The sequence below is a fragment of the Ereboglobus luteus genome (genome assembly GCF_003096195.1).
Lineage (GTDB): Bacteria > Verrucomicrobiota > Verrucomicrobiia > Opitutales > Opitutaceae > Ereboglobus > Ereboglobus luteus.
Genome location: NZ_CP023004.1, coordinates 557,019 through 579,932, shown reverse-complemented (window position 1 = coordinate 579,932; position 22,914 = coordinate 557,019). Strand labels below are relative to the sequence as shown.

Here is a 22,914-nt window from a genome sequence, read left to right as displayed (position 1 = left end):
TCTATTTTTGCAACGATGTCCACATTCACTGATTCCCTCTGGCAGGCGGCTTTGCCGGTTTATGAGAAAATTCTGGCGCATCCATTTTTGCGCGGACTAACCGACGGCACATTGCCGGCGGAGGCGTTCAGGCATTACGTGCTTCAGGACGCGCACTATCTGCGCGATTACGGGCGCGGCCTCGCGCTCATCGGCGCAAGGGCTGCCAGCGACGACGAGTTCATGATGTTCGCGCAACATGGCACCAACGCCATCGTCGTGGAGCGCGCGTTGCACGAGGGCTTTTTTTCGGCGTGGAAACTTGATCGCGAGGCGGTTGCCGCCGCGCCCGTCGCGCCCGCGTGCCATCACTACACATCGTATCTTTTGCGTGTGGCGCAGGAGCGTCCGTATCACGAGGCGCTCGGGGCGTTTCTGCCGTGCTACTGGGTTTACTGGGAAGTGGGCAAGGCGCTCACAGCCGCGGGTTCGCCCAACGCGCTTTATCAAAAATGGATCGACACGTATGGCGGCGATGAATTCGGCGCGACGGTTCGCCAGGTGCTCGATGTGGTCAACCGCGTGGGCGAGCGCCTCACGGACGAGCAGCGCGCCGGCGTGGCGCGGCATTTTGTGACCGGCACGCGGCTCGAATGGATGTTCTGGGACGGCGCTTGGAAAATGGAAACGTGGCCGGCGTGACCTCGCATCTGTCACAGTTTTTTCTTTGGCTGTTAAAGCGCGCGATCACGGCCTGTGTGATTGCGGCGCTCGGGCTGGCGGGGTGGGCGTGGTGGTTGTATGCGCACGACGACGGCGATTTTTCGCAACGCCGCGCCCGCGAGCTGGCTTTGTTTTCCGCGGAGCGCGCAAGAATCGCGACATTGTGCGAGGAAACCGACGCGCGCATCGAGGCGTTGCGCGCCGAGCTGGACGCGCAGCAGCAAAAGGTCGTCGAGGCCGAGCGCGCGATCGAGTTGCACAAATCACTCGAGAGCGAATGGAAGCGCTGGACGGGCTCCCGCGAGGAGCAGGAGCTGAACGATCGCAAGCGGGTTGAGCAGGAAAAAATCAAAACCGGGGCGTCCGAGCGCATCGTCGCATTGCGGCAGGAGCTGGTGGACGCGGCGCAGGCGCAGCAGCGCGCCGAGATTGCGCTGGCGCGTGTCGGGCGGCTCATCACGGCAACGGAGGCGGAAACCTCTGAACTCAAATTTTACGCGCTCTTGGTTTGGGAGGGAAAGCACGGGCGCCGGTTCGCGTTTTGGTTTTTCGGTGTTTGGATGGCGTGGCCGTTTGCCGGCAGGTTTGCGCTGTATTATCTTGCCCCGCCGTTTGTGATTCGCCGGAAACCGCTGCGCCTGTCGAAACGCACGGATGTGACGCTGGCGGTTGACGAGGAGGGCAGGGCGGTGACGGTCGAGTTAATGCCGGGCGAGTTGTTGTGCGTGCGACCCGGGCTGGTGGAGTCGGCCGATGAGGAACTGGCGCGGCGCAATCGTTTTTGGCTGAAAGCGCGATTCCCCCTCATGAACATTGCGTGTCGCCTGACGCGTCTGGCGGAGTTGCGCAACGAAGCCGCGGACAATACACGGCGCGTGACTTTGCGTGGCGCGGGCAAGTGGAAGGGCGAGGGCGCGGATTTGCGCGGACGGCGCGCCGAGCTGGCCGTCGTGCGGGTGCCGAAGGGCGGCTCGCTGGTGCTGCGTCCGCGTTATCTTGCGGGTGTCGTGCGCGCGGCGGATGCGCCGCTGGTGATTCGCAGCCACTGGCGTTTTTTCAGTGTGCACGCGTGGGTGACGGGGCAGTTTCGATTTTTTGAATTTGCGGGGCCGTGCCGCTTGATTGTGGCGGGGCAGCGCGGCGTGCAGGCGGAGTTTCCCGAACCGCGCGAGGACGGGCGACGTCCCGTGCAGCGCGCCGAGGCGTGGGCGACGATGGGGTTTTCGGCGGCGGTGCGTTACCGTCCCACGCGGGTGAAATCGCTTTGGCGCTACTGCCGCGGACTGAGCCCGCTTTACGACGACTTGTTTGTCGGCGAGGGAATGTTTCTTGTGCAAAAAACCGCGATGGGGCAGGGGCGTTATGACAAGGGCCGGTTGCGTCAATTCGTCGCCGGAGTCTGGCGGCGGTTGCAGAAAATTTTCGGAATGTAGCGGAGTGGATGCGCGACTGCGGCGCGCAATAACAAAGGTTTGGTTCAGGCAGGCAAATTAAAGGAACATTCCTTTTTCGAAATGTCATTAATCTTAGAGTTATCCCATCATGAAAAAAAGTCTGTTAGTATTGATTGCATTGATTGTGATTCCATTTGGCGGTTGCGCATACAGCTCGTCTGGCGGGGCTGGAATGTCCGGATATCCCAATGAAAAAAAGAAAGCCCAGAAATCCTTTGAGAAGGACTTGGATAAAAGCGTGCCCCGGGAGAAAAAATCTTAAAAATGAACCAAGATGCATCCCTTTTCAGGGGATGGTTCGTGGCAACTGGGCGAACAAAAAAGCCTCCGATTGCTCGGAGGCGGAAAGTGGTGGTAGGACCTGGATTCGAACCAGGGAAGGCGTAAGCCAGCAGATTTACAGTCTGCCCTCGTTGGCCACTTGAGTATCCTACCAGAAACAGGGAGGCGGAAAATCTTCTGTCACGGGACGAAGTTCAAGGTTTTTTTTCACAAACCGGCCAATATGTCTCATGCGGCCATCGTTTGCTCAATAAAACGCAGGATTTCGCCGCGTCCGGCCTTGGTTTGGGACGAACTGAGAAATGTCGGCGGCAATTCGGCGCGCCATGCGGAGAGCGCTTGCTTGAAACGGTCGATGTTGGCGCGGGTGGCGGCGGGCGATTGTTTGTCGGTCTTGGTGAAAATGAGCGCGTGGGGCATGTCGCGCTCGCCGAGCCATTGCAGGAAGTCGATGTCGATGCGCTGGGGCTCGATGCGCGAGTCGATGAGCACAAACACACAGAGCAGTGTTTCGCGTCCCTCGATATAGCCGGCGACGGCCTCGTTGAAATCGGCGCGTTTTTCCTGCGCGACCTTGGCGTAGCCGTAACCGGGCAGATCAACGAGCAGCCATCGGTTGTTGATGGTGAAGAAATTCAGGAGGCGCGTCTTGCCGGGCGTGGCGGAAACCTTGGCAAGGTTGCGCCGCTCGGTGAGCATGTTGATGAGCGAGGACTTGCCGACGTTGGAGCGCCCGATCATGGCGAACTCGGGCCAGTCGGCGCGCGGGCAGTTGCGAAGCGTCGTCGCGCTGGTGAGGAATTCGGCGGATTTGATTTTCATGATGATAGCGAGAAAACTCAACCTTGCGCGCCGCGTCGAGCGGAGAAGACGCGGGCGTTTCGGTTTACGTTTGCCGCCCCGGGCTTATTTGGCGCGCGTTTTTTTGACCTTGGAGGTAAAACCGATCGGTATGCGGGCGCGCGTAATGACGGGTTTCCCTCCCTGGACGGGCGGCTCAAAACGCCAGTTTGCGATGGTTTGCACGGCGATGTATCCAAATGATGGATGCGTGTTGGAGACGATGCGCGGGAGGCGAACCATGCCCTTGCTGTCGATGTAAAACTCCACCACGGCCTCGCCCGAGGTCAGGTTCTCACGCAACGCCGCCAGTGGAAACGGTGCCTGCCGCGAGGCAATCATCTTGGGCATGGCGTCGAGTTTGCCGGCGGGGATGATTTTTTCGGGCGATTTTTTCTCAATGCGAAGCATGTCGCGGTCTTCGCCGGTTATGAACTTGGAGCCTTTGTTAAATTCAAGCGACACGGTTATGATCGCATGGGTCGGCTGGCCTTGCAGGGTGGCGGGCTCGAACTCGAAATACTCGCACGCCGCAAGCGCCGCGAGGCCGAACTCCGGCGCGCTTTGCTTGGAGATCTCCATTTTCCTGACTTTCCCGCGCGCGTCGACCAACACCGCAACGCTGGCCTTGCCCTTGGTGTTGTTTTTCAACTGCTCGTAGGGATAAACCGGATAGATTACGCTGCGCGGCTTCGGCGCGACATCGTAGCGGTAGCCTTCCGGCATTTTGGAGATGTCTTTTTTGGAGGGGCCGGGTGTGGTGTAGGAGTAGGCGTTCCTTCCTTCTTCGCCATCCAAATGGAAAACCAGTGGTATTTGCATGCGCGTCTTGACCGCCTTGCCGTCTTTTATCCCTGGTTTGAACTTCCATTTCAAAACGGCGTCGATTGCCGCCTGCTCAAAGCCGGAGTGGTTTGAGCGTATGATTACTGGATCAACGACATCGCCGGATTCATCCACAAAAAACCGAATGGTCACTTCGCCCGTCATGCCGCTTTCTTTCATGCTCGACGGATAACTCGGTTGCGTTTGTTTGATCACTTCCGGACGGCGATCCTTGGCGAAAACGGCGGGTGCGAAAAAAACCGCGCCCATCATTGCGACGGTCAAAATCATGGCAATGCGAAGGCGCGGTGATTTGAGGGAGAATAATTTGGGGTGCTTCATAAAAGAATTGGGAGCCCGGCAGTGTCTGGACTATGTCACGCGTGTGCAATTCCAGAATGCTTGCGCAATCCGCGCGCCGGGCGTATCCATCCGGCATCAACGAAAAATCGCATCCCTATGAGAAACCACATCATTCGCGCATTACCTCTTCTGGCCGCATCGTTCATTTTCACTCTCGCCCTGCGCGCCGAGCTCGACCTCAACGCCATCGATTCCTCGGTTCGCCCGCAGGACGATTTTTTTGAATACGCCAATGGTTCCTGGCTGAAAACGGTCGAGATTCCCGGCGACCAGCTTGGCTGGGGAAGCTTCTACGAGCTCATCGACCGCACGCAGAAAAACCTGCACGAGATTTGTGAGAATGCCGCAGCCGCTTCCGCGAAGGCCGGCTCGCCCGCGCGCATGGTCGGGGATTTTTATGCGAGCGGCATGAATGAAGGCGCGATTAATGCCGCGGGCGTCAAACCCATCCAGCCGCAACTCGACTTGATCGCGGGCATCAAATCACGCGCCGATGTGATCAAGGTCATCGCCGCGCTCAAGCAGATCGGCGTGCGCAACAGTTTCGGTTTCTACGTCGACGCCGACGAGAAGGACAGCGAGTCCTACCTCGCGCAAGTCACGCAGGGCGGGCTCGGCCTGCCCGACCGCGATTATTATTTTACCGACAGCGAGAAGATGAAAAAACTGCGCGCCGAATACGTCGAGCATATCGCAAAGATGCTTGTGTTCGCGGGAGACTCGCCCGAGACCGCGCGCGTGGCGGCGCAGGCCGTGATGAATCTCGAAACCAAGCTCGCCGCCGCCTCGCGCACGCGCGTGCAGCTTCGCGATCCCGAGGCCAATTACAACAAAACCGCCGTCGCCGACCTCGCCAAAATCACCGGCGATTTCGACTGGGCCGCGTTTTTCAAGGCGATTGGCGCGCGCAATGTTCGCAGTGTCAACGTCGGCCAGCCCGACTTCATGCGGGCGTTTGCCGCGCAGCTCAACGAAACCCCGCTCGCCGACTGGCGCGCCTACCTGCGCTGGAATCTTGTCCGCGGCGCGGCGCCCTGCCTGGGCGACGATTTCGTCAATGAAAACTTCGCCTTTTACGGCCGGGCGCTCAATGGACAAAAGGAAATCAAGGTGCGCTGGAAGCGTGTCACGGAAAGCGTCGACGACGGCATTGGCGACGCGCTCGGGCAGCTTTATGTGGCGAAATATTTCCCGCCCGCGTCAAAGGCCCGCGTGCTCAAGCTCGTCGAGGACCTTCGCTCCGCGTTTCGCGCGCGCATCGAAACGCTTGAGTGGATGGACGCGCCAACCCGCGCGCGCGCACTCGAAAAGCTCAACTCCTTTAGCGTGAAAATGGGTTATCCCGACAAGTGGCGCGATTATTCCACGCTCACGATCAGCCGCGACGCATCGTATGTGGAAAATGTTTTTGCGGCCAACGCCTACGAAATGCGCCGCAACCTCGCGAAGATCGGCCAGCCCGTCGATCGCACGGAGTGGTTCATGACCGCGTCCACGATCAACGCCTACTACAATCCGGTTGAAAACTGCATTGTTTTCCCCGCCGGCATTTTGCAGCCGCCATTTTTCGACGCCAACGCCGACGACGCCGTCAACTACGGCGGCATCGGTTCCGTGATCGGGCACGAAATGACGCACGGTTTCGACGACCAGGGCCGCCAATACGACGCCCGGGGCAACCTGAAGGATTGGTGGACGCCCCAAAGCACCGAGGCTTTCAACAAGCGCGCCGCGGTCATAATTGACCAGTTCAACAACTACACCGTGCTCGACGGCGCGCTCCATGTGAACGGCACGCTCACGCAGGGCGAAAACATCGCCGACCTCGGCGGCGTGAAAATTGCCTACGCCGCGCTCCAACGCGCGCTTGCCGGGCAATCTCGCGCAAAAATCGGCGGCTACACGCCCGAGCAGCGATTCTTCCTCAGCTACGCGAGCATTTGGCGCGAAGTGCGCCGCCCCGAGTATCGCCGCAACCTCATCGTCATCGACCCGCATTCACCCGCCGAGTGGCGCGTGCGCGGACCGCTCTCAAACCTTGAGGAATTTTGGAAGGCTTTCGACGTGAAGGAAGGCGACAAAATGCGGCGCGGCGGCAGCGACATCGTGACGATCTGGTAAGGCCCAACGATCCGGCGCCGAACAGGGCTGTGAGAAACACGATTCGGCAGGGCGAAGCCTCCCGGCTGAGCCGCGCGCACCATGATTTCGGCTCAGCCTGATGCTTTGCCCTGCCGCGGTGCCGTTGCCATTTGCGGATGGGATTTATTCTTTGGTGTCGTCAACGCTTGGGCGGTTTCGCCGTTCCGGGCGTTGGCGACATTCTGCCAACCGCCGTGTTGTTTTCCTCTCGTGATTTTCGGCGCGTCCGGCAAGCACGCACCCTCCCCCTCAGGTCTAAATCTCACTCGCAAGTGGTATTGCAAGCTGGTGCTTGTGCGCAAAAAAGCGCCCGGCGGTTTGGGCCGGGCGCTTGGTGTTGTTGAGTGTTTTTTGCTGATGAATGAAGCGTCCGCTTATTCGGCGGATTTTTCCTTGTCGCCGGAGGCGGCGTCGAGGATGTCGCCGAGGTTCATCATGTCGCCGCTGCTGTCGCGGGTGAGCGCCTCGAGCGTCGCGGTTTCGGACGCGAGCTGCTCCGCGGAGTAGTTGGCGGCCTTGATCGAGAGACCGAGACGGCGCTCGGCGGTGTCAATCTTGATGACGCGGGCGGTGACTTCCTGGCCGGGCTTGAGCACGTCCTTGACCTTCTCGATGCGGTCCTCGCTGATTTGCGAGATGTGCACGAGGCCGTCGATGCCGTCCTTGAGCTCCACGAAGGCGCCGAAGCTGGTGATCTTCGTGACAACGCCGGTGACAACGTCGCCGATCTTGAAGTGGGCGTCGATGTCGGCCCAGGGATCGGTGGTGAGTTGCTTCATGCCGAGGCTGATGCGCTGCTGCGAGGGATCGACGTCGAGGACGATGGCGTCCACTTCGTCGCCCTTCTTGAGCATTTCGGACGGGTGGTTGACCTTGCGGGTCCAGCTCATGTCGGAGACGTGAACCATGCCGTCGATGCCTTCCTCGAGCTCGATGAACGCGCCGTAGGTGGTCATGTTGCGAACCTTGCCATGGACGCGGGCGCCGATCGGGTAGTTGTGGCGAACCATTTCCCACGGGTTTGCTTCGAGCTGGCGGAGGCCGAGCGAGATCTTTTGCTCGTCCTTCTGGATGCCGAGGACAACCGCGTCGAGTTCCTGTCCGACTTTGAGCAGTTCGGAGGGTTTCGTGATGCGCTTGGTCCAGGACATTTCGGTGATGTGCACGAGGCCTTCGACGCCGGGTTCGATTTCGATGAACGCGCCGTAGGGGACGAGGTTGACAACCTTGCCGTGCACCTTCGCGCCGACGGGGAACTTCTGCTCGATGTCATCCCAAGGATTCTTGGTGGTCTGCTTGAGGCCGAGGGAAACGCGCTCTTTGTCGCGGTTCACTTCGATGATCATGACCTGGATTTCCTCGCCCTGCTTGAGCATTTCGGAGGGGTGCGTGATGCGGCCCCAGCTCATGTCGGTGATGTGGAGGAGGCCGTCCATGCCGTCGAGGTCGATGAACGCGCCGAAGTCGGTGATGTTCTTGACGACACCCTTGCGGACCTGGCCGGGCTCGATGGATTCGAGGAGGGCGCGGCGTTTGCTGGTGCGCTGTTCCTCGATGAGCTCGCGGCGGGAGAGAACGATGTTTTTGCGGTCGAGGTTGATTTTGAGAACCTTGAAATCATAGGTCTGGCCGACGTATTGGTCGAGGTTCTTGGGGGGCTGCACGTCGATGTGCGAGGCGGGCAGGAAGGAGTCAACGCCGATGGAGACGATGAGGCCGCCCTTGACCTTGGCGCGGACGCGGCCGGAGGCGATGGAGCCCTCGGGGAAGCGTGTGAGGATGTTGTCCCAGTTTTTCTTTTGCTCGGCCTTGTCGTAGGAGAGCGTGGGCATTCCGTTTTTGTCTTCCAGTTTCTCAACGTAAACGTCGATCTGGGAGCCGATCTGGAGTTCGCCGATGTCGATGAATTCGCTGGCGGGAATGAGGCCTTCGGATTTGCCGCCGATATCGACGACAACTTCGTTTTGGCGAATTTCGGTGATGGTGCCGGGGACGATCTGGCCTTCCTTGAGCTTGTCGAAGCTGGATTCGGCGAGCAGATCTTTCATTATTTGACTCATGTGTGTCTTTCAGTGCGTCCGTGGGACGCGTCGCGCGGAACCTTCGCCTCGCTTCGGGACGCCGGCCCTTCGCGGGAGGCTTCGTGTGAAGCCGTTTGGTTGAAGGTTAACGGTTACTGAGGCCGGCGGAAGCGATGCGGCGCGCCGGCTTGACATGAGTGAGTGCCGCAAGAGGTCAAAAAGATGGGGAAAGATTGGGGCAGGGCAAGCGGGAATTTTTTAGGAATTTTCGGTCTGCGTGATGCCGAATTGGGAGTCGCAAGCAACGCCCCTGTGAAAAACGGCAACGCGCCGGCTCACTCCTCCAATTCCACGTTCCAGTATGCGAGGTCGAGGTAGTCCTTCCACATTTCGCGGTCGTGGCGGCTCAGCATGAGGCTGATCACGGGGCGCCATTTGGGTTTTTGCGGTTTGCGGATGAGGCGCATTCCAGCCTCATGGGGGAGGCGGTTGGCTTTTCTCGTGTTGCAGCGGATGCAGGAGCAGACGATGTTTTCCCATGTGGTGCGTCCGTTGTAGTGGCGCGGAATCACGTGGTCGAGGTTGAGTTCCTCCCTCGGGAAAATCTTTGCGCAATACTGGCACTGGTTTTTGTCGCGCTCGAAGACGTTGTTGCGGGTGAGCTTGAGTTCCTTGCAGGGGAGCTTGTCGAAAAAGGTGAGCAGGATGACGCGGGGCAGGCGGATGCGGCGGGTGGGTGTGTGGACGATTTCGTTGTCGGTCAGGGGCGGGTTGTGGTGCGAGAAGTCGATCCAGTCCATCATCGAGAAGGTATGGAAGTCCTCTTCGTGATGATGGACGACTTGGGCGTGTCCCCGCGCAAGCAACGCAAAGGCGCGTTTGGCGCCGATCACATTAATCGCCTGCCAAAGGCGATTTAAGACCAGCACTGGTTGTTCGAGGACAGCCTCCATACGGGAAACGTGAATTAAGGCGGAGCGCGCGCGCTGTCAAGAGGGCTGGTTGGGGCGGGGCGGTTTGCGCAAAACAAAGGGGCGGCTAAGCGCCGCCCCTTGTTGCGATTGGCGAAGTCCAAATCACACGAGCGGCGTCACGCCGGGGATGGGAATCACGACTTCGGGCGCGGCGCCGAGTTCGTAACGCGACGGCGTGAGGTCTTGTTTCGAGGCGTTGAGTATCCAGTTGTAATTGATTTCCTTGCCCGTGTAGGCGGAGGTGCGCCCGAGGATCGCGGTGAGCGTGCTCTCGGCAATGCGTTTGGCTTCGTTGAGCGGGTTGCCGTCGCGGATGCTCCTGATGAGGTCAACGTGCTCGTCCTTGAAGGCGTCGGGTGTGTCGCCGTCGTATTTCCATTTGTTTGCGCCGAAGATTTTGCCGTCGGCCATGGCGTAGCCCTTGGTGCCGACGACGCGCTCGTTGACGCGGCGCTGGGCGTTGGGGGTCTGGCGGCAGAGGCTTTGCACGCGCACGCCATTGGCGTATTCAAATTCGACGGAGAAGTGATCGTAGGCGTCGCCGTATTTCGGGTCGGTGCGCGCCTGGCGTCCGCCCATGCCGAGGGCTTTCACGGGAGGGCCGCCGAAGGCCCAGTTCATGACGTCGATGTTGTGGACGTGTTGCTCGACGATGTGGTCGCCGCTGAGCCAGGTGAAATAGAGCCAGTTGCGCAGCTGGTATTCCATCTCGGTCCACTCGGGGTTGCGCCCGCGGTGCCAGAGGCCCTCCTGGAGCCAGTAGCACTGGCCGCCGACGAGTTCGCCGATGGCACCGTCGTGGATGCGGCGCATGGTTTCGAGGTAGTTGGCGGCGTGGCGGCGTTGCGTGCCCGCGACGATGGCGAGTCTCTTTTGCTTGGCGAGCTCGCCGACGGAGATGACTTTGCGCACGCCGGCGGGATCGACCGCGACGGGTTTTTCGGCGAAGACGTGCTTGCCGGCGTTGACGGCGGCCTCGAGGTGCAGCGGGCGGAAGCCCGGGGGCGCGGCGAGGATGACGAGGTCAACACCCGAGGCGATGACTTGTTTGTAGGCGTCGAAGCCGGAGAAGCAGCGTTCGGGTGTGGCAAAAAAACGGTCGGACGGAACCGGGGCGGAGGGCTTGCGGCTTTTCGGGCTGCCCTTGATCAGTTTTTCGCGGGCTTCATCAACGCGGTCCTTGAAAACATCACCGAGCGCCCAGACGACCACGGAGGGATCGGCGGCGAGGCAGTTGCGCATGGCGCCGACGCCGCGACCGCCGGTGCCGATGACACCGACCTTGATGCGGTCCGAGCCGGCTGCAAACGCGGCTGCGGGGAGTTTCGTGAGGAGCGGCACGGCGGAGATCGCGGCTGCGGTTCCGAGGAATTTACGACGTGTTAGTTGTGTCATGAGTTTTAGTTTGGTTGAGTTTATGGCTTAGGGTTTAGAGTTGGAGCGCTGGCGCGCCAAAAAGAGTCTGGTGAAAAGGGAGGATTATTTGAGGGGAGTGAGTATGACGTTGCGAAATTCCATCGGCGCGCCCTCGGACTGGAGGCAGATGTGGCCTTCGCTCACGGTGACGCCGGTGACGCGGTTTTGCTCAACGCCGTTGACGGTGATCGTGACGGTGTCGCCGGCGCAGACGATTTCGTAGGTGTTCCATTCGCCGGCGGGTTTTTCGGAGGACGGGGATTTTTTTGCGAGGCGGCGATTTTTCAGGGCCTTTTGTTTTGCCTTTTCATCGTCTCCTGCGGCGGCGACCGCGGTTTCGCGCGCGGCTTTGTGTTCATTGGTGTCAACGCCGCCGATGATCCAGAAGTCGCCCGCGTTTCCCTCCATGAGCTGCGCCTCGATGGATTTTGGCCAGACGGCGTCCTCGTCTTGCATGTGGAGGAGCACGCCGCTGTTGCGCCTTTTGATTTTGCCCTTGGCATCGACGGGCGCCTCGAGCCAGCGCCATTCGACGGTGAGGCGGTAGTTGGAGTAGCGTTGCGCGGTGCGAAGATATCCGGCGGGTTTGCCGGTGTCGGTGATCACGCCGTTGGCGACGCCCCAAGTCTTGGCGGCGTCGGGATTGTCTCCCTTTGCGTAGGCCGTCCATCCGGCGAGGTCCTTGCCATTGAAGAGATGGATGCTTGCGGGCGTTTTTTTCGAGCAGCCGATGGCACCCAGAATGAGAGCCGCGGCGAGGCCGGCGGATACAACGAGACGTGATGTGCGCATGGTGTTGTTTTGATGAGGACTTGGGCGGGAAGGGCGAAAAACTAAAACAACGAGGATGTGCAAAATGCGGACGTGTGTCCAGCGGATGATTGCCTGTTTTTACGAAAATAAATATGCGCGGAGGTCAGCAGTGTTGCAACGTGCCGGGAGTTTTGTGTTTGAATGGGCGCGACGTGCACACGGTGTCCATTTTTTCCCCGGCAAAAATCAACCTGTTCCTCGCCATCACGGGGCGGAGGGCTGACGGGTTTCACGATTTGCTTTCGGTCGTGGCGCCTGTGTCGTTTGGCGACGAGATACGGATCGAGTTTCTGGCCGAGGGCGTGCCGTTTGAACTGATATGCACGGACGCCACGGTGCCGGTGGATGCGACGAACTTGGTTTTGCGGGCGGCGGAGGCGTTTCGCAACGCAAGCGGGTGGGGGGGGGCGCGCGTTTTTTTCTGCACAAGCGGATTCCTACGGGCGCGGGGCTTGGCGGCGGAAGCAGCAACGCGGCGATGGTTTTGCGCGCGTTGAACGATGCGGCAGGGCGGCCGCTGGGGCGCGCGCAACTGGTGGAGCTTGCGGGCGGGCTCGGGTCGGATTGCGCGCTGTTTTTGCATGGCGGCCCGGTCGTGATGCGCGGACGCGGCGAACGCGCGGAGCCGCTCCCCGAGGTCGCGGCGCGAAGGCTGGCCGGGCGCCGGATTCTGATTTTCAAGCCGGACGTGAGCATCAACACCGCATGGTCTTATCGCCGGATGGCCGCGCGCGCGCCGGAGAGCTACTTGGCGGGGGAAAAGGCGGAATCCCGGCTTGCGGCGTGGCTCGAAAACGCGGCGGCGGGCGCGGAGGATTTATTGTTCAACAACATGGAGCCGGTGGCGTTTGAAAAATTCGTGGCACTACCGGTGCTGCTGGCTCGATTGCGCGGGCGCTTCGGCGTGGCGGCGGGAATGAGCGGAAGCGGAAGCGCGTGTTTTGCGTTGCTGCGCGATGACGCGACAGGGGACGCTGTGCGCGAAATGATGGAATGCGCGCGCGCCGCCCTCGGGCGTGATGCGTTTGTCGCGGAGGCTCGGATTACCTGACGAACGGGGGACTTTTCGCCTCCAAATTTTATTACAAAAATTTCCATCGACTACGCGTAACGAAATATTTATCACTCGCGCCCCGAACCTACACAAATCCTTCCACACACATGGCGAAACGCGACGACATCCACAAAGTCCTCATCATTGGCTCCGGGCCGATCGTAATCGGGCAGGCCTGCGAGTTTGACTACTCGGGCACCCAGGCTTGCAAGGCGCTTCGCGCCTGCGGTTACAAGATCGTCCTCGTCAACTCAAACCCGGCCACGATCATGACCGACCCCGTCATGGCCGACGCGACCTACATCGAACCGCTCAACGTCGAGCGCCTCGAGCAAATCATCGCCAAGGAAAAACCCGACGCCCTCCTTCCCAACCTCGGCGGCCAGACCGGCCTCAACCTCTCCATCGCCCTCTCCAAGGCAGGCATCCTCGCCAAATACAACGTCCGCGTCATCGGCGTGAACCTCGATGCCATCGAGCGCGGCGAGGACCGCGAAGTGTTCAAGGAAACCATGCGCTCGCTCGGCATCGGCCTGCCCGACAGCCGCATCATCCACACCGTCGAGCAAGCCGAGCAAGCCGCCTCCGAGCTCAACTACCCCGTCGTCGTGCGCCCCGCATACACCATGGGCGGCGCGGGCGGCGGCCTCGTTTACAACATCGACGAACTCCGCGCCATCGTCACGCGCGGCCTCGATCTCTCGCTCACGCGCCAGTGCCTCATCGAGCAATCCATCCTCGGCTGGGAGGAGCTCGAAGTCGAAGTCGTCCGCGACGCCACGGGCAAAATGGTCACCGTCTGCTTCATCGAAAACGTGGACGCCGTCGGCGTGCACACCGGCGACTCGTTCTGCACCGCGCCCATGCTCACCATCCCCGTCGAGGTGCAGCAGGAGTGCCAGCGCATCGCGTTCAAGGTCGTCGAGTCCATCGGCGTCATCGGCGGCACCAACGTCCAGCTCGCCCGCGACCCGAAAACCGGCCGCATCGTCATCATCGAAATCAATCCCCGCACATCGCGCTCCTCCGCGCTCGCCTCGAAGGCGACCGGCTTCCCCATCGCGCTCGTCTCCGCGCAACTCGCCGCCGGGCTCAACCTCGCCGACCTGCCCTACTGGCGCGACGGCACGCTCGACCAATACACGCCCTCCGGCGACTACGTCGTCGTGAAGTTCGCCCGCTGGGCCTTCGAAAAATTCAAGGGCGTGCAGGACAAGCTCGGCACGCAAATGAAGGCCGTCGGCGAAGTCATGAGCATCGGCAAAACCTACAAGGAGGCCTTCCAGAAAGCCATCCGCTCGCTCGAAAACGGACGCTCCGGCCTCGGCTTTGCGAAAAACTTCAACGACCTCTCCAAGGACGAACTCCTCGCGAATCTGCGCACCCCGACCAGCGAACGCCACTACGTCATGTATGAGGCGCTCCGCAAGGGCGCCACCGTCGATGAAGTCAACGCCATCACGCATGTGAAGGCATGGTTCATCGAGCAGATGCTCGAGCTCGTGCAACTCGAGGAAAAAATCCTCGCCTACAAGGACAAGGCCGCCGAACTCCCCGGCGCCCTCCTCAAGCAGGCCAAGCTCGACGGCTTCGCCGACAAATACCTCGCGAAACTCCTCGGTGTATCCGAAAAACAAATACGCGAACGCCGCGTCGCGCTCGGCCTCGTCGAAAGCTGGGAGGCCGTCCCCGTCTCCGGCGTGGAAAACGCCGCCTACTATTTCTCCACCTACGGCGCGCCCGACGCCGCGCGCCCCTGCGTCTCGACCGCCAACCCGAAAAAAGTCATGATCCTCGGCGGCGGCCCCAATCGCATCGGCCAGGGCATCGAGTTCGACTACTGCTGCGTCCACGCCGCCTTCGCCCTGCGCGACGCCGGCTACGAAACCATCATGGTCAACTGCAACCCCGAGACCGTTTCGACCGACTACGACACCTCCGACAAACTCTACTTCGAGCCGCTCACCGTCGAGGACGTCCTCCAAATCTACAATAAGGAAAAACCCTTCGGCGTCGTCGTGCAGTTCGGCGGGCAAACCCCGCTCAACATCGCCCGCGAACTCGCCGCCAACGGCGTCAACATCCTCGGCACCAGCATCGACTCCATCGACGACGCCGAGGACCGCGACCTCTTCCGCCACAAAATGGAGCGCCTCGAAATCCCCATGCCCGAGTCCGGCATGGCCTCCACCTTCGACGAGGCGAAAGCCATCGCCGACAAGATCGGTTACCCGATCATGATCCGCCCCTCGTTCATCCTCGGCGGACGCGGCATGGAAGTCATCTACGACGAGGACATGCTCCGCGAATACGTTGCCAAGGCAATCGACGTCTCGCCCGAACGCCCCCTCCTCCTCGACCGCTTCCTCCAGTCGGCGCTTGAATGCGAGGCCGACGCGCTCGCCGACGGCAAGGACGTGTTCATCCCCGCCGTCATGCAGCACATCGAACTCGCCGGCGTGCACTCCGGCGACAGCGCCTGCGTGATCCCGCCCGTTTCGATCGACCCCAAGCACCTCGAAACCATCAACACCTACACGCGCAAAATCGCGCAGGAGTTGAAAGTCGTCGGCCTGATGAACATGCAATACGCCATCGAGAACGACAAAGTTTACGTGCTCGAGGCCAACCCGCGCGCCAGCCGCACCGTCCCGCTCGTCTCGAAAGTGTGCAACGTGCAAATGGCCCGCATCGCCACGCAACTCATGCTCGGCGCCACGATCCCGTCGATGAACCTCGCGCACAAAACCATCCCGCACTACGGCGTGAAGGAGTCCGTGCTCCCCTTCGACAAGTTCCCCGAAGTCGATCCGATCCTCGGGCCCGAAATGCGCTCGACCGGCGAAGTGCTCGGCCTCTCCGCCGACTTTGGACTCGCCTTCTGCAAGGCGCAGGAGGCGGCGCAAAATCCGCTCCCCTCGGCCGGCACCGTGCTCATGAGCGTGTGGGAACGCACGCCGCAAGTCATCGACATCGCGCGCACGCTCATCGCGAGCGGCTTCAAGCTCCGCGCCACCGTGGGCACGCGCGCCTTCCTCGCCGAGCACGACATCGCCGCCGACCTCGCCATCAAAATCGGCGAAGGCCGCCCGGACATTCCCGACGACATCAAGAACGGCCTCGTGCAGTTCATCGTCAACTCGCCGATCAGCAAACGCGCGAGCAAGAAGGACGACTCGTATATCCGCAAAGCCGCGATCAAGCACCGCGTCCCCTACATGACGACCCTCGCCGCCGCCCACGCCGCGGCGAAAGGCATAGCCGTGAAAATCAAAAACCCAACGCGCCCGATCTACTCGCTCCAGGAATACCACGCGAACATCAAGTAATCATCGTAAGGGCGCACCTCGCGTGCGCCCTCGGCACCGCTTGCCAAAAAAATCAAAGCGGCACGGACATCCTCCGTGCCGCTTTTTTTGCATCCCAAAGTCATGTCCCATTTTGCACTGGCACAAATCCAATGGGCAATTTGCATGACACTATGCAAACCATCACATGGCTCATTGTTGCCATCATCGGCCTTTGGTTAGGTTTTCAAATCGTGCGCCTTCTCTCCGTCGTGCGTTTTCTCGGCAAAACCAAATTCACTGGAAACCGCATCACGCCCGTCGCCGAAAATGACACGCCTGTGTGGCTCCGTGAACTCGCCATCACGCAGGAATCCGTTCTTTTGGGCGAGGGTTTTGTCCGGCGTCACGAACACACAATCCAGCTGGCAATCCATGCGGACATTCCCATTCCCTGCATCGAATATATTTTGCCCGGGCAAGGTGTCAGCGCGCTGTTGCGTCCCAACGAACCCACGGTCCGCCCCGGGGAATGCCATGTCACTCTCGTTAGTAAACTTTCCAACGGACAGGTGCTGGTCACGCGCTCAATCGAGCAACATGAGATAATCCCGCCGCCAGCACGCCTCCAAGACGTGGCCCTGCCCGACGCCGACTTAAAAGATCTCATTGCGCGGCATCTCGCGCGCGTTGAGGACGCGGCAAAACAGGGCGTCCTCACCGTCGAGCTGGCCGCCGCTGGCGACTTCGCGCAACTGCTCAATGATCTCACCGGCGAGCACGAAGCCATGTTGCGCGCGTCACCCGTCGCATTCACACGACCCGACGGCACGCTGCAACTGCGGTTTTTCGCACGCCTGAAAATCGCCCGACGCCTCATTCGCGAATCGCTCGCAATCGACAAGCGCGAAGCCGCGCGCATGCGCACGCTGCAATCACCGCCGCCGCTCATGAGCGTTGAAAATCAAGCTGAAATGGATTGGTTTCAACATCACGCCATGATGGAATCTCAAAGGCGCGGCCAGTCATCCGCATGGCTCCCAAAATTGCTCATCATGCTCGGTTCGCTTGCGCTGTTCATTATTGCACTGCGCTGGATCATGTCGTGGGAAACGGTAGTTGTGATTGCGATTGCGCTCACAATTCACGAATGCGGCCACCTGCTCGGAATGAAACTGTTCGGTTACAAGGACACCCAGCTTCTCTTTCTCCCGTTCTTCGGCGGCGCGGCGGTCGCGCGCGACCCGCTTGTGCTCGCGCCTTGGAAACACCTTGTGATCCTTTTTCTCGGCCCGTTGCCCGGCATTTTTGCGGGCATTGCCATGCTGCTTTTTGCGCCCGACGACCCTGCCTCAATGCCGTGGCTGTCCCAAGCCGGGATCATGTTTATTGTGTTTAACGCCTTCAACCTGCTTCCCATCCTTCCGCTCGACGGAGGACAGATCGCCGATGTCGCCCTCGTTTCCCGCGCCCCGCGGCTGCGCGCCGTGTTCACTGCCGTGAGCGCGCTCGCTCTGATTGCGTTGGGACTCGGGGCGGCGGCGCTTATCTGATCGCGGCGCTGGGCGCCTTTATGCTGTTGCGTGTGGTGAACGATTGGAATCTCGCGGGCCTCGTCACGCGCTTGCGCAAGGAAATGCCGCCTGGTTCCGATGAAAAAACCGTCACATGCCGCATACTCGCCGAATTTAGGGCACCGCAATGGAAGCACTTTGCGCTTCCGCAGCGCGCAAGCCTGGCCCGCATGACGCAGGAACAGATACGCCGTCCGAGCCCGGGCATTGGAACCGTCGCCTTTGCCGCGCTCTGTTACACCAGCCCGCTCTGGCTTGGCCTGTCCGCCACGATGGCGGTCAGCCACGCGCGCACTGCGACGATGGCGGGCAATGTCAAAAACCGGGCAGCCGCCGCCGGAGTCGCGGACACGCTTCCGCCCCTGGTCTTCGCGCCAGTGGCCGATGAGGACAACGCAGCCCTGCCTTATCTGCGCGCCTGCGAGGTAAGCAGCCGCCTTTGGGAACAACGGACAACTTCCGATATGCGGCAGACTTCGCCAAACGACACGACCGCTTCTCCTGAGGAAGCCGCCGTGCTTGATGAGTTGCGTGAAGCCGCTCGCAAGCCCGCATTCGCGCTGCCGGAAAAATACTGTTCACGTGACGGTGCTTCGGACTCCCTCAACGCCATGCCTCTCATGATAGCCGCACGGCAAGCCCGCCGAATGCTGCACTACGGCCAGCCAGCCCAAGCATTTTCACTTGCATGCGACGGTTTGCGCATGCTCCGGCACTTGCAAACCGCGCCCGGTTGCTGGCAATGGCCGGCCTACCTCGCCACGAACGATTTACTGTGGGCGATTATTGAGGAAACCCTCGTGCAGGGCGTCGACGCATCACCCGCCCAGCTACAGGAACTCGCGTCATGCGCCGACGAACAATTGCTGCTGGATTATGCGACCGAGGCGATTTTGGCGCAACAATACCAGATGCGCCGCATGTATCGCGAATTCGGCAATGCCCCACTCGATTCCGGGAAAATGACATTTTCCTCAGCGCTTCAGCGTGCAGTTCTTCTGATCAGCAAAATATCGACCGCGGGCCGGCGCATTGAGGCAAATGCGCTGAACCAGACGGCGGCACTGCAAGCATCGCTTGATGACATCCGCAAAGGCCGCTGGCCGCAACCCGCGCCCGATGTGCGGGCAAACGAAAACACGGAACAATCATGGCAGGATGCGCCATTTCAAATCAACGATGGTGTGATAAAAACGCTTGCGGACTGCATTGCCTCAACGCGCCTGCGACGGATCGCCCTTGGCTTATTTTGGGATGCTCATCCGGAAAATAAATCTGGTGGCATTAAGGCGCCTTGGCGCAAAGCTTCACAAATCAGTCATCCGATTAGCGGAGAAAAAATCAGGCTTCAACCTCGCGGAGCGTTTCAGGCATTTGTCGTGACGCGCCAGAGTTCGGCTTACTCCCGATTTTCGGATGCGACGGCATCCACGGAAATTACATGGCGCGTGCCCACTCGCATTGCGAACAATCAATGATCGAAAAGTTTTAAGACATTGGCCGCACGCCAGGTGCGCCCCGCGTTTAGGCGATCACCATGCTGGTGTTGCGCAGCGAGTCGCGCAAGATTTGCTCGATGTGCATTGTCTTCACGGGGCTCCCGCCTTTCGCGGCGAGACCGCCCAGACTCATCAGGCAGCTTTGGTCAATCGACACAATCATGTCGGGCTTCGGCTCGAGGAGGTGGTCGAGCTTGAGCTCGACCATCGCCGTGCCGCGTGCCGTGGTGGATAATTGCGTCGCAAAGGCACGTGGCCATGAACTTGGTATTTTTGCCGGAAGGTTGGGAATCCTCCAACGTGCGATGCGGCAGGTTTGGCAACCTGCCGCTACGACAAACACGCTTCGCGCTCGGCGGTCGTAAGCTCGCGCCACTCGCCGGGCGCAAGCCCGAGCGCGGCGAGGCGGAGAGCGCCAATGCGCACGCGCACGAGTCTCAGCGTTGGATGCCCAACGGCGGCGGTCATGCGCCGCACCTGGCGATTTTTGCCCTCGATGAGTTCGAGCGAGAGCCACGCGTCAGGGATGTTTTTGCGGACTCGAATCGGCGGATCGCGCGGCGGAATCAAGGCGATTTCCGGCGAGGCGGGATCGAGCAACGCAGCGCGACACGGCAGCGCGCGGTGTCCGCCGATGACGATGCCGCCGCGCGCGAGCCGCGCGAGCGCGCCGGACGCGGGGATGTTTTCAACCTGCGCGAAATACTCGCGCGCATGGGCGCGGGCGGGATTGAGCAGGCGATCGACAAGCGCGCGCTCGTCGGCGAGCAGCAGCAAGCCCTCGCTGTCGGCGTCGAGACGGCCGACGGGATACACGCGCGACGGCAACGGCGCGGGCGCGGAGATGTCCGCGAGCGTGCGCCAGCGCGAGCCGGGCTCGGGCGTGAATTGCGAAAGCACGCCGTAGGGTTTGTTGATCGCGAGTAGCATGAAATTCGGAAGCGTGAATTTACAACGCCGCGCGAGTTTCAACAAGTTTCAATGCAATGTTGAGTCTTGCCGCCGCATGGGGGAATGGAGGGTTTCTCCAGGCATTTATTTCCTGCATGAAAGTTCCGCTCCTCGATCTCTCCATCCAACACAAGACGATTCGCGAGGAGGCGTTCGTGGCGCTGGCGGCCACGTATTAAACGACTCGCTTTTGCTTCCGAAAGGATGTCTCGGATATTAAAGAAAACTTCGCCGCGACACTCGTCTGCCCGCGCGTTTTGCCAAACGTCACATAATTTTTGAATGCGCCGGTCCTCGAAAAGCCCGTCTTTTGATTTGATCAATCGCGCGTGTCTCAGCTTTGTTTTTAGGAAAGCCTCCGCCTTTCGCAATCAAACACCGGGCAACCGCACTCCCCGCCGAAACGCCAAGCCAGATAATACCCATGAAAAAGCTGCTCACTATAACGTTGTTTTTGATATCCGGCCTTGCCGTTGCCTTCGGGGCTCCGCCGATTCACCACCTGACCACGGAGCATGAGGACATCCTCGCAAAACTCACAACGCCGCGCTTTCTGACAACGAACCACGAGGTCATCCTTGCGAAGATTCCTCCACCGCCCGCGAACGACTCGCCTGCCGGAATGGCCGACGTGGAAACACTGCTCCAAGTCCAAAAAGATCGCACGCCGGAGCAAGTCGCGCGCGCCGTGCGCATCAACGCGCACGCATTCCTGTCCATTGAGGAAGGTTGCATGGGGCAGGTTGTTTTCGGCTCCGCGTTCACCGAGGAAAATCTGCCCCGCACGGCCGCGATTTTGCGGCAGGCAACGGCGGAGCGCCGCGTGGTCATGATTGCGTCCAAAAACCAATGGAATCGCGTTCGTCCCCACAAGCGCGGCCTCGGAGTCGAGCCTTGCGTGGACGTGCCGCGCAGCGCCTCCTATCCAAGCGGTCATTCCTCCTGCGGCGTGCTTTGGGCGATGTTTTTGGGCGAGGCGTTGCCCGAGTATAAAACGCTCTTCGACGATGCAGCGCGGGAAATCATGTGGAGCCGCGTCCTTGCGGGCGCGCATTATCCGAGCGACACCCAGGCGGGCCGGCTTCTCGGGCAAATTATCGTGGAGGAAATGTTGAAGAACCAGTCCACTCAAAACGCCGTGAAAGAGATGCGGGCGGAATTGCTCGAGTTCCTTGAAAAACATCCGGAGGCCAGGGCAAGGGCTGAAGGACTGAAAGACTGAAGGGCTGAAAGTGGAAAAGCAAAATACCAGAGATCGGTTTCGAGCCAAGCGACAGTCGGCCGCTCTTAGGTTTCATCGTTCAGTTTAAAACTTCGTATCGGCGCGACGGGGTTTCTGCGGCTTGGGCGGGCGCGCCCCACTTTTGATGTTCCGCCGCATCGTCGCCGCCCAGACTTCCTTCGCGCGCGCTTATGCGGGGATTTAACCGTATATTTTACGAAACATTGCAAAATCTTGTGATGCACCCTGCAAAACATGGCACACTTTTGCGTTTAGGTTTTCCCAATAACGAACTAGATATCTTGTGCGAATGAGCATTTCCGCCACGACAACATCCACCGCAGCGCAGGCGCGCGCCGTCCCGGACCAGGACGGCGTTCGACTTGAGCTTGGCGGCTCGTGGCAAATCACCGGCAACACGCCCGAATGGGCCTCGTTCGACACCGCCAGTCTCGCCGCGCTCACATTAAAGGCCGGCAGGCTTCGCCCCGATACTTCGCAGGTGACGGAATGGGACACTTCGCTCGTCCTCTTCCTGCGCGAGGCGGGCGACTGGTGCGAGGGCAACCAGGTGGATTTCGATGAAAGCGCGCTTCCCTCAAACATCCGGCGGCCGCTCAAAGCCATGCGCGAAGCCCGCGTGCGTCCGATCGACAGGCAGCGCCGCCCCAACATTCTCGCCACGGCCGGCCTCGCCTCCGTCTCCGCTTACAAGCAGGCCAAGCAGCTCACGCAGTTTGTCGGCGAATGTGTGATCAGCGCGTTCCACCTCGCGCGTCATCCGAAAAAATTTCGCTGGCGCGACTGCCTTCAGGAAATGCAACGCTGCGGCGCGATGGCGCTGCCCATCGTCGGGCTCATCAGTTTTCTAGTCGGCGTCATCCTCGCCTACATCGGGGCGGTTGTGCTCCGCCAATACGGCGGCGATATCTTCATCGCCACCCTGGTCGCGCTCGCCATGGTTCGCGAGATGGGCGCGATGATGACCGGCATTGTTTTGTCCGGTCGCACCGGCGGCGCGTTTGCCGCGCAGATCGCCAACATGAAGACCGGCGAGGAAATCGACGCGCTTGTCACGTTTGGCATTCGTCCCATCGATTTTCTTGTCATTCCGCGCATCGTCGCGCTCGCGATTATGATGCCGCTGCTTTCCCTCTATTCCAACGCGCTCGGCAATCTCGGCGGCATGACCGTTGCCGCCCTGCTTCTCAAAATCTCGCCCTCCGCCTACTGGATTCAGATGCAGTCCGCGCTCGATATGTCCGACATCACCACCGGCCTCATCAAGGCCGTCACCTACGGCATTATCATCGGGGTTGCCGGCTGCCTGCGCGGACTTCAGGCCCGGCGCGACTCCGCCGGCGTCGGCAACGCCGCCACCTCCGCGGTCGTCACCGCCATGCTCTACATAATCGTCGCCTGCGCCATCTACGCGGTGCTCTTCAACATTCTCGGATGGTGACGCGTGCGCTGATGAATAATGAAAAATGTATAA

General features: G+C 60.4%; 20 protein-coding genes and 1 tRNA gene. 11 read left to right on the top strand and 10 right to left on the bottom strand.

From position 1 onward, the window contains the following. Positions 1–15: 15 nt before the first annotated feature. The 3 genes from tenA to CKA38_RS15615 all read left to right on the top strand — a co-directional run bounded on the left by tenA (position 16) and on the right by CKA38_RS15615 (position 2,418). Positions 16–681 (top strand): thiaminase II, encoded by a 666-nt coding sequence (gene tenA / locus CKA38_RS02185; protein WP_108824038.1) that lies wholly within the window; start codon positions 16–18, stop codon positions 679–681. Next, positions 678–2,135, top strand: coding sequence for a hypothetical protein (locus CKA38_RS02180; RefSeq protein WP_152032621.1), 1,458 nt, complete (start codon positions 678–680; stop codon positions 2,133–2,135). Before tenA ends, CKA38_RS02180 begins: the two co-directional genes overlap by 4 nt. Positions 2,136–2,244: 109 nt before the next feature. Beyond that, positions 2,245–2,418, top strand: a complete 174-nt coding sequence (locus tag CKA38_RS15615; RefSeq protein ID WP_161554671.1) for a hypothetical protein — start codon at positions 2,245–2,247, stop codon at positions 2,416–2,418. 87 nt (positions 2,419–2,505) lie between these two features. Here the strand turns inward: CKA38_RS15615 and CKA38_RS02175 are convergent. The 3 genes from CKA38_RS02175 to CKA38_RS02165 all read right to left on the bottom strand — a co-directional run bounded on the left by CKA38_RS02175 (position 2,506) and on the right by CKA38_RS02165 (position 4,394). Then, positions 2,506–2,591 (bottom strand) — tRNA-Tyr (locus CKA38_RS02175). A gap of 75 nt (positions 2,592–2,666) precedes the next feature. Next, positions 2,667–3,260 (bottom strand): ribosome biogenesis GTP-binding protein YihA/YsxC, encoded by a 594-nt coding sequence (gene yihA, locus CKA38_RS02170; protein WP_108824036.1) that lies wholly within the window; start codon positions 3,258–3,260, stop codon positions 2,667–2,669. An 84-nt stretch (positions 3,261–3,344) separates the two neighbouring features. Further along, entirely contained in the window at positions 3,345–4,394 is a 1,050-nt protein-coding gene (locus tag CKA38_RS02165) for a TonB family protein (protein ID WP_161554670.1), read from the bottom strand. A gap of 168 nt (positions 4,395–4,562) precedes the next feature. Here CKA38_RS02165 and CKA38_RS02160 point away from each other — a divergent pair, with 168 nt between their 5' ends. Beyond that, positions 4,563–6,587 carry a M13 family metallopeptidase gene (locus CKA38_RS02160; protein ID WP_108824034.1) on the top strand — a complete coding sequence of 675 codons (2,025 nt, stop codon included), beginning with the start codon at positions 4,563–4,565 and terminating at the stop codon, positions 6,585–6,587. Positions 6,588–6,982: 395 nt separating this feature from the next. Here CKA38_RS02160 and rpsA read toward each other — a convergent pair whose 3' ends face one another. The 5 genes from rpsA to CKA38_RS16170 form a co-directional block, all read right to left on the bottom strand. Then, positions 6,983–8,656: a 30S ribosomal protein S1 gene (gene rpsA, locus CKA38_RS02155; protein ID WP_108824033.1), complete on the bottom strand. Its 1,674-nt coding sequence runs from the start codon at positions 8,654–8,656 to the stop codon at positions 6,983–6,985. 308 nt (positions 8,657–8,964) lie between these two features. Then, positions 8,965–9,582, bottom strand: coding sequence for an HNH endonuclease (locus tag CKA38_RS02150; protein WP_108824032.1), 618 nt, complete (start codon positions 9,580–9,582; stop codon positions 8,965–8,967). 123 nt (positions 9,583–9,705) lie between these two features. Further along, positions 9,706–10,998: a Gfo/Idh/MocA family protein gene (locus tag CKA38_RS02145; protein WP_108824031.1), complete on the bottom strand. Its 1,293-nt coding sequence runs from the start codon at positions 10,996–10,998 to the stop codon at positions 9,706–9,708. 84 nt (positions 10,999–11,082) lie between these two features. Beyond that, positions 11,083–11,811: a 3-keto-disaccharide hydrolase gene (locus CKA38_RS02140; protein WP_108824030.1), complete on the bottom strand. Its 729-nt coding sequence runs from the start codon at positions 11,809–11,811 to the stop codon at positions 11,083–11,085. A gap of 250 nt (positions 11,812–12,061) precedes the next feature. Further along, a complete protein-coding gene (locus tag CKA38_RS16170; protein WP_236919311.1) occupies positions 12,062–12,259 on the bottom strand; it encodes a hypothetical protein in 198 nt (65 codons plus the stop codon). Between CKA38_RS16170 and CKA38_RS02135 the strand changes: the two genes are divergently transcribed. The 4 genes from CKA38_RS02135 (at position 12,230) to CKA38_RS02120 (ending at position 19,225) form a co-directional block, all read left to right on the top strand. After that, complete coding sequence (locus CKA38_RS02135) at positions 12,230–12,883, top strand: 4-(cytidine 5'-diphospho)-2-C-methyl-D-erythritol kinase (RefSeq protein WP_236919104.1); 654 nt, start codon at positions 12,230–12,232, stop codon at positions 12,881–12,883. The genes CKA38_RS16170 and CKA38_RS02135 overlap by 30 nt on opposite strands. 110 nt (positions 12,884–12,993) lie before the next feature. Beyond that, positions 12,994–16,215 (top strand): carbamoyl-phosphate synthase large subunit, encoded by a 3,222-nt coding sequence (gene carB / locus CKA38_RS02130; RefSeq protein WP_108824029.1) that lies wholly within the window; start codon positions 12,994–12,996, stop codon positions 16,213–16,215. A 152-nt stretch (positions 16,216–16,367) separates the two neighbouring features. Continuing rightward, positions 16,368–17,726 (top strand): site-2 protease family protein, encoded by a 1,359-nt coding sequence (locus CKA38_RS02125; protein WP_152032620.1) that lies wholly within the window; start codon positions 16,368–16,370, stop codon positions 17,724–17,726. A gap of 71 nt (positions 17,727–17,797) precedes the next feature. Continuing rightward, positions 17,798–19,225, top strand: coding sequence for a hypothetical protein (locus tag CKA38_RS02120; RefSeq protein WP_152032619.1), 1,428 nt, complete (start codon positions 17,798–17,800; stop codon positions 19,223–19,225). A gap of 46 nt (positions 19,226–19,271) precedes the next feature. Here the strand turns inward: CKA38_RS02120 and CKA38_RS02115 are convergent, their stop codons facing one another. After that, positions 19,272–19,454 (bottom strand): hypothetical protein, encoded by a 183-nt coding sequence (locus CKA38_RS02115; RefSeq protein ID WP_236919103.1) that lies wholly within the window; start codon positions 19,452–19,454, stop codon positions 19,272–19,274. 122 nt (positions 19,455–19,576) lie between these two features. Then, entirely contained in the window at positions 19,577–20,176 is a 600-nt protein-coding gene (locus CKA38_RS02110; RefSeq protein WP_108826358.1) for a pseudouridine synthase, read from the bottom strand. A gap of 56 nt (positions 20,177–20,232) precedes the next feature. On the opposite strand from CKA38_RS02110, the gene CKA38_RS15610 reads away from it, so the two are divergent. The 3 genes from CKA38_RS15610 to CKA38_RS02100 all read left to right on the top strand — a co-directional run bounded on the left by CKA38_RS15610 (position 20,233) and on the right by CKA38_RS02100 (position 22,881). After that, the gene (locus CKA38_RS15610; protein ID WP_161554669.1) at positions 20,233–20,376 is read left to right on the top strand and encodes a hypothetical protein; all 144 of its coding nucleotides are present in this window, start codon (positions 20,233–20,235) and stop codon (positions 20,374–20,376) included. 245 nt (positions 20,377–20,621) lie between these two features. After that, on the top strand, positions 20,622–21,419 hold the full coding sequence (locus CKA38_RS02105) for a phosphatase PAP2 family protein (protein ID WP_108824026.1): 798 nt from the start codon (positions 20,622–20,624) through the stop codon (positions 21,417–21,419). A gap of 310 nt (positions 21,420–21,729) precedes the next feature. Next, positions 21,730–22,881, top strand: a complete 1,152-nt coding sequence (locus CKA38_RS02100) for an MlaE family ABC transporter permease (RefSeq protein WP_108824025.1) — start codon at positions 21,730–21,732, stop codon at positions 22,879–22,881. The last annotated feature ends 33 nt before the right edge of the window (positions 22,882–22,914 follow it).